The organism is Bacteroides sp. 14(A) (genome assembly GCF_000526555.1).
GTDB lineage: Bacteria > Bacteroidota > Bacteroidia > Bacteroidales > Bacteroidaceae > Bacteroides > Bacteroides cellulosilyticus.
In genome coordinates this window covers 2860091-2876455 of the sequence record NZ_JAGH01000002.1, presented here as the reverse complement: position 1 = coordinate 2876455, position 16365 = coordinate 2860091, and the positions used below count along the sequence as shown (strand labels likewise).

At 42.8% G+C, this 16365-nt stretch carries 12 protein-coding genes; 7 read left to right on the top strand and 5 right to left on the bottom strand.

Going from position 1 to position 16365, the window contains the following annotated elements:
- The first annotated feature begins 121 nt into the window (after nt 1-121).
- The 5 genes from K429_RS0118405 (at nt 122) to K429_RS0118385 (ending at nt 7304) form a co-directional block, all read left to right on the top strand.
- On the top strand, nt 122-2335 hold the full coding sequence (locus K429_RS0118405) for an HAD-IA family hydrolase (RefSeq protein ID WP_022210309.1): 2214 nt from the start codon (nt 122-124) through the stop codon (nt 2333-2335).
- A gap of 397 nt (nt 2336-2732) precedes the next feature.
- Nucleotides 2733-3050 (top strand): 50S ribosomal protein L21, encoded by a 318-nt coding sequence (rplU, locus tag K429_RS0118400; RefSeq protein WP_007212716.1) that lies wholly within the window; start codon nt 2733-2735, stop codon nt 3048-3050.
- Between the two features lie 23 nt (nt 3051-3073).
- Entirely contained in the window at nt 3074-3343 is a 270-nt protein-coding gene (rpmA, locus tag K429_RS0118395) for a 50S ribosomal protein L27 (protein ID WP_007212715.1), read from the top strand.
- A gap of 146 nt (nt 3344-3489) precedes the next feature.
- Nucleotides 3490-4764, top strand: coding sequence for a serine--tRNA ligase (serS, locus tag K429_RS0118390; RefSeq protein ID WP_007215447.1), 1275 nt, complete (start codon nt 3490-3492; stop codon nt 4762-4764).
- A 233-nt stretch (nt 4765-4997) separates the two neighbouring features.
- A complete protein-coding gene (locus K429_RS0118385; RefSeq protein ID WP_007215446.1) occupies nt 4998-7304 on the top strand; it encodes a bifunctional dihydroorotate dehydrogenase B NAD binding subunit/NADPH-dependent glutamate synthase in 2307 nt (768 codons plus the stop codon).
- A 363-nt stretch (nt 7305-7667) separates the two neighbouring features.
- Here the strand turns inward: K429_RS0118385 and panD are convergent, their stop codons facing one another.
- Together panD and panC are read right to left on the bottom strand one after the other, a co-directional pair.
- Nucleotides 7668-8021 (bottom strand): aspartate 1-decarboxylase, encoded by a 354-nt coding sequence (gene panD, locus K429_RS0118380; RefSeq protein WP_007212709.1) that lies wholly within the window; start codon nt 8019-8021, stop codon nt 7668-7670.
- 27 nt (nt 8022-8048) lie between these two features.
- Nucleotides 8049-8894: a pantoate--beta-alanine ligase gene (panC, locus tag K429_RS0118375; RefSeq protein WP_026367849.1), complete on the bottom strand. Its 846-nt coding sequence runs from the start codon at nt 8892-8894 to the stop codon at nt 8049-8051.
- Nucleotides 8895-9140: 246 nt separating this feature from the next.
- Here panC and K429_RS0118370 point away from each other — a divergent pair, with 246 nt between their 5' ends.
- Nucleotides 9141-9965 (top strand): glycogen/starch synthase, encoded by an 825-nt coding sequence (locus K429_RS0118370; RefSeq protein WP_007215444.1) that lies wholly within the window; start codon nt 9141-9143, stop codon nt 9963-9965.
- Nucleotides 9966-9985: 20 nt separating this feature from the next.
- On the top strand, nt 9986-11509 hold the full coding sequence (locus tag K429_RS0118365) for a DUF4270 domain-containing protein (RefSeq protein ID WP_022210313.1): 1524 nt from the start codon (nt 9986-9988) through the stop codon (nt 11507-11509).
- A gap of 96 nt (nt 11510-11605) precedes the next feature.
- On the opposite strand, the gene K429_RS0118360 is transcribed toward K429_RS0118365, so the two are convergent.
- Genes K429_RS0118360 through K429_RS0118350 form a run of 3 tightly spaced genes read right to left on the bottom strand, consistent with a single transcriptional unit; the run spans nt 11606 to nt 16272 of the window.
- Complete coding sequence (locus K429_RS0118360; protein WP_007212705.1) at nt 11606-13027, bottom strand: glycoside hydrolase family 57 protein; 1422 nt, start codon at nt 13025-13027, stop codon at nt 11606-11608.
- Between the two features lie 18 nt (nt 13028-13045).
- Nucleotides 13046-14317, bottom strand: a complete 1272-nt coding sequence (locus K429_RS0118355) for a glycosyltransferase family 4 protein (protein WP_007212704.1) — start codon at nt 14315-14317, stop codon at nt 13046-13048.
- Between the two features lie 14 nt (nt 14318-14331).
- Nucleotides 14332-16272, bottom strand: coding sequence for a glycogen debranching enzyme N-terminal domain-containing protein (locus K429_RS0118350; protein WP_007212703.1), 1941 nt, complete (start codon nt 16270-16272; stop codon nt 14332-14334).
- Nucleotides 16273-16365: the final 93 nt, after the last annotated feature.

The following is a 16365-nucleotide window of genomic DNA, read 5'->3' as shown; positions in this document are numbered from 1 at the left end:
ACGTATGTATGGAACAACTCAGCGCAAAGAAACACTTAGCAGTTTTTAAAATAAATTCATAGTGCGAACAAATATAGTCAGAAAATTCCAATTAATTTATAACTTTGCCGCAAAAAGCGACATGGGCTATACGACTTATCTCTTTGACTTTGATTACACGCTCGCAGACTCTTCTCGCGGCATTGTTACTTGCTTTCGCAATGTGCTCAATAAACATGGTTATACAAATGTAACCGATGAAGACATTAAACGCACCATCGGGAAAACATTGGAAGAATCTTTTTCTATCCTGACGGGAGTAACGGATGAAGAGCAACTGGCCGGTTTTAAAAGTGAATACAGGAAAGAAGCGGACACCCACATGACAATAAACACCGTGCTTTTTCTGGAAACCAAGTCTGTACTGCTGGCCCTGAAAGATGCGGGTGCATTCATAGGTATCATCTCCACCAAATACCGTTACCGAATTAAGGAAATGCTCGACCAGCATTTCCCCGGCAGCTTCTTCAATATCATTGTCGGTGGAGAAGATGTACAAACGGCCAAACCTTCGCCCGAAGGTTTACTACTTGCCATAAAACAATTACACGTCACCAAAGCTGAAACCCTCTATATTGGTGACAGTACAGTAGATGCTGCCACAGCCAAAGCTGCAGGTGTAGACTTTGCAGGTGTAACCCATGGAGTAACTACCACCGAAGAATTAGCCAAATATCCACACTGGAAGATTATGAGTTCGCTGGAAGAACTACTGGAAAATGACGAACTACCGACCCATGATAAACAATCTGCTGACAACGAGGACTCGACTGCCAATAAAGTGATACCTCAACATCCGGTTGTCAGTACGCCTGCAGTTCCGGCTGTTTCCGCTTCTCCCATTTCTCCCGCTCCCCGCAGAAGAAAGATGATCAATATTTGGCAAATACTGATTTTGGCAATATTGCTATGGCTGTCTTTTGAAGAAGGAGAAGATAGCAATGTTTTTCTATGGTCTTTCATACTGGTACTTTGGTATATTCTTACCAAACGCAGGATTCTGCCAGACCGTGTATTAGATTTTATATCCCCCTGGTGGACTCCCTGTAAGAAGTACCTTCGAGCCTTGCATATCAAGATGGTACGTGGAAAAGAGATTCCGCCCATCAGTGAGGAAAGTAACATCTGTCTGAATTGTGATACCGTCTATACAGGTAGTTATTGCAACCGTTGCGGTCAAAGCAGGAACACTCCTCGCTACCGCTTCAGTAATGCATTCAAAAATATATTGGGAGGATTCACCAATATTGATAATGGCTTTGGTCGAACACTTCTGGATTTACTCTACCGTCCGGGGTACATGATCAGAGACTTCATTGCCGGCAAACGAATCTTATACTTCCGCCCCTTCCAGACACTATTTGTACTTGCCGCCCTTTACATCATGGCCGTACAACTAGTAGATCCTGAAGCCTTGAAAGAGAAAAAGGGAAAGTCTCCGGAAGCTCAAAGGCAAGAAATAGTCGCTGCACGTGAACAATTGCAAAAACGTATAGAAACAGCAACAGACCCGACTACCCAAAATATCCTGAATAAAACGATAGAAGGTCTGGATAAGAAACTGGAAAATCTGGAAACAGAAGATTCTACGGACATCCGGAAGAATAATCTGATAGCTGCACGTGAACTATTGCAGAAACAGATGAAAGAGACCAAGAAACCAGACCAAAAGGAGGTTTTGACCCAAACAATAAAAGAACTGAATCAGGATCTGGAAAAACTGGAAACCTCAAAAAACTTAAAAAAGGATAACATCACCCTTCAAATAAATGGTGATGAAGATGACGAACTCATAGATGAACTTCTGGAAGGTGGATCATCAGTATTTAATAAGCTTGAAAAAGCCATTCACAATACACCTTTTCTGGAAAAAGTATGGAACTTACTGAAAAGTTGGGGACATGGTAACAAGGCATTCCGTATTATCGCCACATTACCTCTCTTTGCTCTGGCAACGCTCATGGCTTTCCGTCAGAAAAAGAACAAACTGCACTATAATCTGACAGAACATGTATTTATACAGGCTTATATTGCTTGCCAGATACTCTTGCTCAGTATCATAGTGCTCCCTTTCAACGGCAGTGCACAGGTAGGCCATTTATACGAATTGCCCATACTATTCATCTTTGCCCTCTTCTGCCTGGATTATAAGCAACTGTATGGATATACCTGGTGGAGAAGTTTCTGGACTACAATACTGATGTTTTTCTATAGTTTGATACTGCTTATTATCTTTGCTATTATTGTAGTGGCACTGATAGTTGCGGCAGTTTATATACTAAAGCCACTTTTGTAATTTTTCAGGTAAATCCGGTTCGCATCCTGTTTTGCTACGGAGCAGGTACGGAGCAAGCAGGTCTCAAGTACGTTTTATATACATTCCGATTTAAACAAGAGAATATTTCGCCACTGATTACCAAAAGGTTACAAGCAGTCCTTTTTCTGTTTACAAGAAGTTAAGAGTTTGTCGACAAACTCTTAACTTCTTGTAAACGGGAAACTGCTCCCATTCCGCTTTCCTTACATGGAATAGAGGTAAACCATTTTTTCCGCAAAAAGAAGATGAAACACTTGCCCGTTCCGAAGAAAAGAAGTACTTTTGTGCCCGATTATTCCGCACCGGGTTCGACAAAGTGCTTTCTAAGTGATTAGAGACCACCCGACGGAGCTAACTTATACATTATATATAAGAAATGTACGCAATTGTAGAAATCAACGGTCAGCAATTTAAAGCAGAAGCTGGCAAAAAGCTGTTTGTACACCACATCCAGAATGCAGAAAACGGTACGACAGTAGAATTTGACAAGGTTCTTTTGGTAGACAAAGACGGTGCAATCACTGTAGGTGCTCCTACTGTAGAAGGTGCAAAAGTTGTTTGCCAGATTGTATCCAGCCTGGTAAAAGGTGACAAAGTTCTCATTTTCCACAAGAAAAGAAGAAAAGGTCATCGCAAGTTGAACGGTCACCGCCAACAATTCACAGAGTTAACAATTACAGAAGTAGTAGCTTAATCAATTTAAAACAGTAAGAAGAAATGGCACATAAAAAAGGTGTCGGTAGTTCTAAGAACGGCCGCGAATCACAGAGCAAGAGATTAGGCGTTAAGATATTTGGTGGCGAAGCTTGCAAAGCAGGCAACATCATCATTCGTCAAAGAGGTACTGAATTCCACCCGGGTAACAACATCGGTATGGGTAAAGACCACACTCTTTTCGCTTTAGTAGACGGAACTGTACAGTTCAAAGTAACCAAGGAAGACAGACGTTATGTATCTGTAATCCCTGCCGAAAGCACAGAAGCGTAAGTTTCAGAATAAGAAATAAAGATGAGGGATGCAATCTGATGGATTGCATCCCTTTCTTTTTATAGTTTCTTTTTTTGCATTACTTCTGATTTACATTATCTTTGTGCTCTCAAATCAAGATTTTAATCAAAACAAAGTATCAAGATATGCTTACCATCAAACAAATTACAGAAAACACCGACGCGGTGATCCGCGGACTGGAAAAGAAGCATTTCAAAAATGCAAAAGAAACAATAGACCAGGTAATTGCCTTTAACGACAAAAGACGTAGCACACAGTCTATATTAGATAATAACCTCTCTGAAGTAAACTCGATTTCCAAATCCATCGGACAATTGATGAAAGAAGGAAAGAAAGAGGAAGCAGAAACTGCCAAAAGCCGTGTAGCCGAACTTAAAGAAGTCAACAAGACTTTGCAGACTGAAATGGATCAGGCTGCCGAAGACATGCAGAATCTACTCTATACCATTCCTAATGTACCTTATGATGAAGTACCCGAAGGTGTAGGTGCTGAAGATAATGTAGTAGAGAAAATGGGCGGTATGGAAACCGAACTCCCCAAAGATGCACTGCCTCACTGGGAACTGACAAAAAAATATGATTTGATAGATTTCGACCTGGGCGTAAAGATAACAGGAGCCGGTTTCCCGGTTTATAAAGGAAAAGGTGCGCAGTTGCAACGCGCGTTGATCAACTTCTTCCTGGACGAAGCCCGCAAAGCCGGTTATCTGGAAATCATGCCTCCGACAGTGGTTAATGCCGCTTCCGGTTACGGAACAGGCCAGTTACCCGACAAGGAAGGTCAGATGTACCATTGCGAAGTAGACGATTTATATCTTATTCCGACAGCTGAAGTTCCTGTAACAAACATCTATCGTGACGTGATTCTGGAAGAGAAGCAACTTCCTATCAAGAACTGTGCTTACACGCAGTGTTTCCGTCGCGAAGCAGGTTCTTACGGTAAAGATGTACGCGGCTTGAACCGTCTGCACGAATTCTCTAAAGTAGAATTGGTACGCATTGACAAACCGGAACATTCCAGACAATCTCACAAAGAGATGTTGGATCATGTGGAAGGATTATTGCAAAAACTGGAATTGCCATATCGCATCCTTCGCCTATGCGGTGGAGATATGAGCTTTACAGCCGCCCTTTGCTTCGACTTTGAGGTTTACTCCGAAGCACAGAAGCGTTGGCTGGAGGTAAGTTCGGTTTCTAACTTCGATACTTATCAGGCCAACCGCTTGAAATGCCGTTACCGCAGTGGAGAAAAGAAGACAGAACTTTGCCATACATTAAACGGATCTGCATTGGCATTACCACGCATTGTTGCCGCTTTGTTGGAAAACAATCAGACGCCGGAAGGTATCCGTATCCCGAAGGCATTGGTGCCGTATACGGGTTTTGAAATGATTGACTAAAAATAGCTGCGCTATACGAGCGGGTGAATAATAATTCGCTCCTACATAGGTAACCACAGACGTTTATATGATTACGTCTATACAACCTGGTAGGGGCGAATTATCATTTGTCCACATCAGTTATACAGCTTTTTAGAAGAAACTTTCTTTGTTTTTACCAAATAACCCGTATCTTTGCAAACCGTAACAATCTGAAAGTGATTACGTAATTATACCAACAAAATTTATAGATAATGAACAAAATCATTAGCAAAGAACATTTTTCTGAAAAGGTTTTTAAATTAGAGATCGAGGCACCTTTAATAGCCCGCTCACGCAAGGCAGGACACTTCGTCATTGTGCGTGTAGGCGAAAAAGGCGAACGTATGCCATTGACTATTGCAGCGGCTGACACCGTACGCGGCACTATCACTTTGGTAGTACAGGAAGTAGGCCTCTCCTCTACCCGCCTTTGCGAACTGAATGAGGGCGATTACATCACCGATGTGGTAGGTCCGCTGGGACAAGCTACTCATATTGAAAACTTCGGAACAGTGGTTTGTGCAGGTGGTGGTGTAGGCGTGGCTCCCATGCTCCCTATCGTACAGGCTTTGAAAGCTGCCGGTAATCGCGTTATTGCCGTACTTGCCGGACGTAGCAAAGAGCTGATTATCCTTGAAAAAGAGATGCGCGAAAGCGCAGACGAGGTCATCATTATGACCGATGACGGTTCTTACGGACGCAAAGGATTGGTAACCGAAGGCGTGGAAGAAGTCATTAAACGGGAGAAAGTAAACAAATGTTTTGCTATCGGCCCCGCTATCATGATGAAATTTGTTTGTTTGCTGACTAAGAAATATGAAATACCGACTGATGTTTCGCTGAATACAATCATGGTGGATGGTACAGGTATGTGCGGTGCTTGTCGTATTACCATCGGTGGAAAGACCAAATTCGTTTGTGTAGACGGACCGGAATTTGACGGCCATCAGGTAGACTTCGACGAGATGTTGAAGCGTATGGGTGCTTTCAAGAGCATCGAACGCGAGGAGATGCACAAGCTTGAAGAAGACGAATCCTGCAAAGCTGTACCGGAACCGACACAAGAAGTTGACGAGAAAAGTCGTAATGCCGCATGGCGTTTGGAACTTCGCAAGGCAATGAAACCCAAAGAACGTACCGCTATTCCGCGTGTTGAAATGAACGAGCTCGATCCGGAATACCGTTCGCACAGTCGCAAAGAAGAAGTAAATCAAGGACTTACAGAGGAACAAGCTCTGACGGAAGCTAAGCGTTGCCTCGATTGTGCGAATCCAGGCTGTATGGAAGGCTGTCCCGTAGGTATTGACATTCCTCGTTTCATCAAAAACATTGAACGTGGAGAAATACTCGAAGCTGCCAAGACACTAAAAGAGACCAGTGCTCTGCCTGCCGTTTGCGGCCGTGTTTGCCCGCAGGAAAAACAGTGTGAGTCAAAATGTATCCACCTGAAAATGAAAGAAAAGCCGGTAGCAATCGGCTATCTGGAACGCTTTGCCGCTGACTATGAACGTGAAAGCGGGCAAATTTCCGTACCGGAAATCAAGGAAAAGAATGGTATCAAGATTGCCGTTATCGGCTCCGGACCTGCCGGACTTTCTTTTGCCGGAGATATGGCTAAATATGGTTACGACGTTACTGTCTTCGAAGCCCTTCACGAGATAGGCGGTGTATTGAAGTATGGTATCCCCGAATTCCGTCTGCCGAACAAAGTGGTGGATGTAGAGATTGAGAATCTTGCCAAGATGGGAGTTAACTTCATAAAGGACTGCATCATAGGCAAGACTATCAGTGTGGAACAGTTAGAAGAAGAAGGTTTCAAAGGTGTATTCGTAGCATCCGGTGCCGGATTGCCTAACTTCATGAATATTCCGGGAGAGAACTCCATCAATATCCTGTCATCCAATGAATACCTGACACGCGTCAACCTGATGGATGCAGCAAGCGAAGACTCTGATACACCGGTGCCTTTCGGTAGAAATGTAGCCGTTATCGGTGGTGGAAATACAGCAATGGACTCAGTGCGTACTGCACGCCGCTTGGGTGCTGAACGTGCCATGATTATCTATCGCCGTTCCGAAGAAGAAATGCCTGCACGTATCGAAGAGGTAAAACATGCGAAAGAAGAAGGTGTTGAGTTCCTCACGCTGCATAACCCTATCGAATACATCGCCGATGAGCAAGGAAAGGTAAAACAAGTTATCTTGCAAAAAATGGAGCTTGGCGAACCGGATGCATCCGGACGCCGTAGTCCCGTAGCTATCCCAGGTGCAACGGAAACCATTGATATAGATCTGGCTATCGTCAGCGTAGGGGTTTCTCCCAACCCGATTGTGCCTTCTTCTATTCCGGGACTGGAAATGGGACGCAAAGGTACGATTGCCGTAAACGAGAACATGCAGTCATCTATTCCGACCATTTATGCCGGAGGTGATATTGTTCGTGGTGGTGCTACCGTTATTCTCGCTATGGGCGATGGACGCAAGGCTGCTGCCTCAATGCACGAGCAGTTGAGCAAATAAGCAGAAAAGCCATTACTTGTCAAGAGCAAGTTTACATAACATTAACAAAGCGGAAAGATTTCGGTCTTTCCGCTTTTCTTTTTCCGAAACAGATGACCTGTTTACTTCGATTACATCATTCATTCGCTCTAAACAGATGGTATGTTTCGAGCGATTACATAGTATGTTTTACCCAATTACATAGTATATTATGAACCAAAACATAGTATCTTCCGAAAAATCCTACATACAGACACAAAAAAAGAGGAGCAACTAGCATCACTCCTCTTACTATCTTCGTTCCCGAAACTAAATCAGGATTACATGGGCAAAGATACGGAATCAAACAACTAAAGTCAAGCTTTCCACCGCTTTTCTTCCCGTTTATTTCACCACTTTGTTCGTTGCCGGATCAGGGAAAATCACCGACGGCTTGAACGACTTGGCTTCTTCAAAGTCCATCAAGGCATACGACATAATAATGATGATATCGTCCGGCTGCACCTTGCGGGCTGCCGCACCATTCAGACATATCTTGCCCGAACCACGTTCGCCTTTAATAATATAGGTTTCAAAACGTTCACCATTATTATTATCAGCTATGTACACTTTTTCACCGGCAATCATATTAGCCGCATCCAGTAAGTCCTCGTCAATCGTAATGCTTCCCATATAATTGAGGTTAGCTTCCGTGACGCGAGCGCAATGGATTTTCGACTTCAGCACTTCAATCATCATAAGGTCTGATCTCTCTTTTTAGGTTTATTACTCTTTATATTTAATATTGTCAATCAGGCGAACTTCACCACAGAACACTGTAATGCAACCTACAGCATACGCCGTATCTTCCCAATTGGCTATTTTCTGCAACGTGTTGCCATCCACCAGTTCGAAGTATTCCAGACGCAAACCGGGAGCGGCAGTAATGGCATCTTCTACAAACTTCTGAGTCTCAGCAACTGTATGAGAAGCCGCAAAGGTACGACTTTCAAATAATGTTTGCGATATTTTTAAAGCATTTTTGCGTTCTTCGACAGATAAACGAGCGTTACGACTACTCAGAGCCAGCCCATCCTCTTCACGTATAATAGGGCAACCCACTATTTCCAACGAATAATTCATCTGGCGCACCATCTCACGAATGATAGCTAACTGCTGGAAATCTTTCTCTCCGAAATAAGCGCGATCCGGTTTCACTGCATCAAACAGCTTACTCACAATCTGGCAAACACCATTGAAGTGTCCCGGACGAAACGCACCTTCCATCACTGTATCCAACGGCGCATAACTGAATTGGCGCGTATCAGGTTCAGGATACATCTCCGCAACCGAAGGAGCGAACACAAACGCAGCACCGCAAGCTTCCAACAAAGCACAATCGGCATCCAGCGTACGGGGATATTTCTCTAAATCATTCTTGTCGTTAAACTGTGTCGGGTTTACAAAAACACTCACTACCGCAGCATCATTCTCTGCAACACAACGCTTCACCAATGACGCATGACCGGCATGCAGGGCACCCATTGTAGGTACCAATCCTACCTTTTTACCTTGGGCCCGTAAAGCCGAGAGTCCGGCCTGCAAGTCCTTGATAGTATGTACTATTTCCATTTTTATAGGTTATATAATAACTTAGTTGTTCGCAAAAGCGGTGCAAAATAAACTATTATTTAGCATATAAAGAAGAAATATCGCAAATTAATGCAAAAGTTCTACTCGGACAACAACCTGCTTTGAAGCAATGTAACACTGAAAAACAAGCAGTTAACAATTCATAAGGAATTATAGAGTCGCCTTATTTGCTCAAGTGCCCGATTTTTTTTATATCTTTGCAGAATAATTGAGAACATTGTTATTATGACAAAGGCGAACAAGGTTTTATTTATTACCCAAGAGATTACTCCTTACGTACCAGAATCCGAAATGTCCCTTGTAGGCAGAAACCTACCTCAAGCAATCCAGGAAAAAGGCAGAGAAATTAGAACATTCATGCCTAAATGGGGGAATATCAATGAGCGCAGAAACCAATTGCATGAAGTGATACGTCTCTCCGGTATGAATCTGATTATTGACGATACCGACCACCCCCTTATTATTAAAGTTGCTTCCATTCAGTCTGCCCGCATGCAGGTTTATTTCATCGACAACGATGATTATTTCCAAAACCGCCTGGAAACAGCGGATGAGAATGGTGTGGAATATGAGGATAATGACAGTCGTGCTATTTTTTATGCACGCGGTGTATTGGAAACAGTTAAGAAGTTACGCTGGTGCCCGGATATCATTCACTGCCATGGCTGGATGACTGCCTTAGCTCCTTTGTATATAAAGAAAGCATATAAGGACGAGCCTTCATTCCGTGACGCTAAAGTAGTATTCTCCGTTTTCGAAGATGACTTCAAAGAATCGTTTAATGCTGATTTTGTAAACAGATTGGTATTGAAAGGTGTTACAAAGAAGGATGTAGCTCACCTGAAGGCTCCTGTAGACTACGCAACGTTGTGCAAACTGGCCATTGATTATGCAGATGGCATTATCCAACAAAGCGAAAAAGTCAACGAAGAAGTGATGGAATATGCTCGACAATCTGGAAAACCCATTTTAGAATATCAGACTCCCGAAACATTTGCCGATGCTTGTAATGAGTTCTACGACAGAGTATGGGAAACAGAACAAAAATAAACAAGATAACAAAGAAAACTATGAAAGTGAAGTTTTTAGGCGCTCTGCTATTGACAGCAACCCTTACTTTCTTTGGTTGCGATGATAATACCGGTACATTAGGAATAGGAATGTTACCCGGTTCTGACGGTATTTCCGCACTAACCACAGAATTTCCCGTCACTACACGTTCCGTTGTCGCTGACTCTGTATTTGCCAAAACCAGTACAGGTTATGTAGGGCGTTTTACAGATCCTCTTTTCGGATACTACGAAGCGAGTTTCTTAACTGAGTTGAACTGTATAGATAACTTCAAATTCCCTGAAAAATATGATTTTGATAAAAAGACGGGAATTCTGACAGAAGACACGGTAGCAGGTGTACGCTTAGTTGTTTTCTATTCCACTTGGTTCGGAGATTCTTTGAATGCTTGCCGTATGAGTGCATACCAATTGCAAAAAGAGTTGGAACGCAATCGCTATACCAATATTGATCCTGCAGAGTATTACGATAAACTGAATCCGATTTTATTAGGTCGCAGAGCCTATACAGCCTACGACACAAGCGTAACAGATGAAGAAAGAAACGCAACAGATTCATATGGTAATAAAACTTATTATCCAAGTGTTACTTTTACGCTGGATAAGGAAACCTATGGAAACAAGTGGCTTAAACTCAGTAAAGAACATCCTGAATATTTCAAGAACTCTAAAGCTTTTATAGAGAACGTATTTAAGGGCGTATATATTAAAAGCGATTATGGTGATGGAACAGTACTTTACGTAGATCGTGTAGACTTACAAATGAAATATCAATTCTATGTAATAGATACCGCAACTAATGTACCTTATAAACGGAAACAAGCAGGTTTCGAGAATGAGGACTCTACCGCCCACACATGGCGGACTGAATTTGCTTCTACTAAAGAGGTAATTCAGGCTAATCAATTCCTCAATTCCGATAAAATCCAGAAACTTGCTGCAGAAGATGAACATACTTATATCAAATCTCCCGCCGGTATTTTCACAGAGGCAGAATTACCTTATGATGATATCTACCAGAAGTTAGCCAATGATACACTGAATGCAGTGAAACTGACATTCACCAATTACAATAAGCAAGACAGCCCATACGAGTTCAGCATGAGTGCTCCAAGCAATGTTTTGCTATTACGTAAAGTAGACTTCAAGAGTTTCTTCGAAGAAAACAAATTGCCGGACAACATCACGTCTTACACCGTAAAGCATAATAATGTAGCAACCAATCAGTATACATTTAATAATATTGCCCGTTTAGTTACTACTTGCATTCAAGGAAAAGATGCCGCAATGAAAAAAGCCAAAGAAGAAGCAGGTGATAAATGGAATCAGGAAGAATGGGAAAAAGACTGGAGAACTGTATATCTGATACCTGTTTCAATCACATATGATACTACAAGTTCAAGTACTTCCAGTACAATGACAGGTATCCAAAACGATCTCCAACCCGGATATGCAATGTTGAAAGGCGGTCCGAAGGGTGAAGCTCTGAAATTGGAAGTAACTTATACTACCTTCAATAAATAAACTTCTCCTCAAAATAAGTAAAGGTACAAAAAAGCCTTCCGTTCTGTTTGAACGGAAGGCTTTTTTATTTGATGTATTTTCTCCTAAAAAGAAAAACTACTTGGCAGTTTCCTTCTTGGTTGTTGTGGCTTTCTTCGCAGCAGGTTTCTTTTCAGCTGTTTTCTTTGTAGCAGCAGGAGTTTTAGCTTTGGCAGCAGCAGCTTTAACCTTTGCCTCAGCAGTCTTTTCTTTTTCCAGTTTAGCCTGCAACTTTTCCACCTCTTTGTGTAATTCGTCTATCTCGTCACCCTGATTCTTGATAGTCGTCAGCAAGGCATTCAGTTCCTCATTATCTATATCCATCGGATAAAGAGATTCTACCCGTTTGATAAAATCACCTAAAATATTCATATAGTTAGTAAAAGCATCATAAGGAGACTCATAGATTCCCCTGTTCAATCTAATACCACTATTCTTCGTCGTCATGAACCGGAAGTTATTACTTGCCTGCAAATAATCCCAATCCTGCTTGATGCGGCGATCATCGGATAAATGAACGCGTTCAGCAATACTATACAATTTATTGAAAGCTTCACGCTGCATACAGTTGCCCAACCAGCAACTGGTATCTCTTTCCTCATCTACCCAGGACATTGGATACGGAACATCCAGTTGAGATACAGATTTCAATTTAGTGATAACCTCCGTCGGTGTAGAGAAAGTAATACCTTTATCCTTTGCACAAGCAGGCAACGCTTTCAGGAATTCCAGTATATTGGAAGAAAGCGGCTGTGACATTCCCAATGCACTAAGTTCCATAAAGATGTTGATAACCTGTTCTTCTTGTGGAAGAGCATCAATCCAACCAATATACTTATCGGCAAACAGTGGATATTCATTCCATTCGGAATTAGAGAAGCGCAAACTGATATCATCTGAAAGCTTGAAATCACGCAACAACAGTTTCAGGTTCTGGTTATAGCTGCAATGATACACATAGTGCGGACTCTTCCATCCTAAAATATGTTTTGCACCTTCAGTCAGCATACCCTTAAAGCCCATACTTGCCACCAATCCCCCTATTTCATCAGAGTAAATCAGACTGGAGTTACGGAATACTTTCGGTGCTTTACCGAACATTTGTTTCATCTTAGCACTCTGGCGCTTCACTTCTTCCTTGAAACAATCTTCATTTGCCAAAGAAGAAAGGCCGTGAGAATAAGGTTCGGCCAAGAACTCGCAACAACCTGTATCATTCAACTGGTGTAGCAGGTCAATCACAGCCGGTGCGTGGATTTCCAATTGTTCCAAAGCAACACCGGAAATAGACAAAGCCACCTTGAATGCACCGCCGGAATTTTTCGCCATTTCAATGAGGGTGCTCAATGCCGGAATATAGGAACGTTCGGCAACTTCGTTGATACTGTATTCGTTGGCATAATCATCATAATAATAATGATTCGTACCTATATCAAAGAAACGATAGCGTTTCAGGTGAATGATTTGATGGATCTCAAAATAAAGACAGATCGTTCTCATATCTATATTGTTTTATTGTTATCTATTATATTGTTTAATAACCTCTTCGTAGATGCGGCGCACTTTCAGTCCCACATCTTCCCACTTAATAGCATCCACTTCTTTCTTACCTTCATCACGCAAATACTCGTAAAGGTCAGGATAAGTGCAAATAGCATAAATTGCATCTGCCATAGCATGAATATCCCAGTAGTCAGTCTTGATGCACTTATCTAATATCTCGGCACAGCCGGATTGCTTAGAAATAATAGTCGGTACACTACATTGCATAGCCTCCAAAGGAGAAATACCAAAGGGTTCGGAAACAGACGGCATAATGTACACATCACTTGCTTTCAACATTTCGTACACCTGACTTCCTTTCATGAAACCTGGAAAATGGAAACGGTCGGCAATACCTCGTTCGGCCACCAAACGGATCATCTGATCCATCATATCACCACTACCGGCCATCACGAAACGGATATTGCGCGTACGGTGCAATACCATAGCAGCAGCTTCCACAAAATATTCCGGACCCTTCTGCATGGTTATGCGACCTAAGAAAGTCACAACTTTTTCATTCGGCTTCTTCTGCGGTACAATATCCTGTATCTCTTGTGAAAGCGGAGAAACGGCATTGTGCACGGTAGATACCTTGCGGGGATCCTGAAAATATTTATTAATAACCGTCTGACGAGTCAACTCACTCACACACATAATATGGTCAGCATTATCCATACCATTCTTTTCTATGGCATACACAGTAGGATTCACATTTCCACGACTACGGTCGAAGTCAGTGGCATGCACATGGATTACCAACGGTTTACCGGATACCTGTTTGGCATGAATACCTGCCGGATAGGTCAGCCAGTCGTGTGAGTGGATGATCTCAAACTCCTGCTGGCGTGCTACCACACCGGCCACAATGGAATAGTTATTTATCTCTTCATGTAAATTAGCTGGATAACGACCGGAAAACTCGATACAACCGAGATCATTCGTATTCAGATAATTAAAATCGGCATAAATATGATCGCGCAAATCATAATAGAGTTGGGGGTTCATATAAGAACCTACACGTCCCTGAACATAATCCCAGTTTACATCACGCCACACTACCGGAGTGCTATTCATGCCAATGATGCGTAAGAAGCTCTGATCTTCATCGCCCCATGGCCTTGGAATACAGAAAGTAATTTCCATATCTTCCTGCTGGGACATCCCCTTCGTCAGACCGTAGCTGGCAGTTCCCAAGCCACCTAAGATATGCGGGGGGAACTCCCATCCAAACATTAAAACTTTCATTTTCGTTCCTCCTCTTATAAATTATACTTAGACAACAATTTCAGGATGCGCAGTATTTCGGCCACATTCATGGCAAAAGACACTGCACCGCGACCTCTGAACGGTGGATTACCATCGAAGAGTTCGGGGAGCGAACCGATACAATGACTCGTCATCTCATCTTCAAAACCAATCAGATAACGCTCCACGAATGATACACCGCTCATCTTGTAAATACGCAGGTACGCCTCCATATAGAAGCCCATAAGCCACGGCCAAGCTGTACCCTGGTGATAAGCATAATCTCTCTGAATCTGAGGACCGACATAGTTCGGATTATATCCTCCACTCTTCGGACTGAGAGTACGCAACCCTTTCGGAGTAAGCAACTCTTTCGTCACGATATCAAGCACCTGCTTTTTCTGTGCCCGATCCAGCGGGGAATAATCGAAGGCAACGGTAAATATCATATTGGGACGGACGCTCCAGTCCATCATAAATCCATCCACATAATCGAACAGATAACCACACTCATTACGGAATACCTCTACAAAAGACTTTCCGGTTACTTCCGCCTGCGCATCCAGTTCGTCCGCCAGATGTACATTGCCATCTTCACGAACCAGATCGGCTATGAAACGAAGTGCGTTATACCACAAAGAGTTCACTTCCACAATGTATCCCGTACGCGGGGTTACAGGACGACCATTCACCGTAGAATTCATCCAGGTGATAGCCTTCTCCGTCCCGTTGGCATACAGTAAGCCATTTTCGTGCAGGAAGAGATTATCATGTTTACGGCTACGGATATAGTCCATGATGTCCTCCAGCAAACGACCATATTTCTGGCGGCATTGCTCACGTGAGGTCTCCTTAGCATACTGCTGTAAAGCCCATACAGCCCACAACAATACATCCGGATCTTCCATCTCATATATTTTATAACTCGATGGTTCTCCACTGATAAACTCCCGGATAGCTTTTTCGGCAGTCACCATAACATCTTCAAACTCATCTTGTTCATCCACTGCCAACGTCAAGCCGGGCAAAGAAACAAACAAGTCACGGGCACGACACTTAAACCAGGGATATCCCGCTAATACATAGTGGTTCTCCCCCTGTTTATTGTGGAACTGGTGTGCCGAGTTTTGCAGACAGTGATAGAAACTGTCGCGCGGTGTACGGTCAGCAACTTCCGCCTCAAAGGTTTGTTTTAGTTTACGCGGAGAAATTTCAGAAATGCCGGCAGAGAAAACGATACTTTCTCCTTTCTTTATATCTACTTCGAAATAACCGGGAACATACAGGTCTTCATTGAAGTCATATCCTCGCTCCTGTTCTTTAGGATACTCGATGCCACGATACCAATCCGGCTGATAATGGAATTCATTCTTCTTGTTCAGTTGCATGAAAAGTTCGGGATAGCCGGGATACATACAGGTTTTCACACCATTTTCTACCAATTGGTAGTCACGGTTCGCCTGCGGATTTTCGTGCGTATATTCGCGTACACTGCGAAAGGCCAAAAAGGGGCGGAATCGAAGTGTGGTTGCCGAATGGGCATCTACCAAGGTATAGCGAATCAGAATCCTATTCTCATGATGTACAAAAATCTTTTCCTTACGGAGGATAACACCTCCTACACGGTAAGTTGTTGCCGGGATATGCTCGCAATCGAATTCACGGATATACTTATGCCCGTTAGGACTAAAGTGGTCTCCCTGATATTTATGCAACCCCAGATTAAACTCCGCACCGTGCTGAATTACCGTTTCATCTAAAGAAGATAGCAGCACATGATTTTCATCGTCAAGATTGGGGACGGGAATCACCAACAGTCCATGATATTTGCGTGTGTTACAATCTACAATTGTTGTACAATGATAGGCTCCTGACTTATTTGTCCGAAGTATCTCCCTTGGTAAAGATTCTTCCAGATTGATCATCAGAGTCTTGTCAAATCGTAAATAACTCATAGTTGTGCATTATTTAAAGGTTAATTGTTCAGGTATCATGTTCCATACCTCGCATGCTATGCCTACGGGTATGGTACTGATGCCAAAAATACA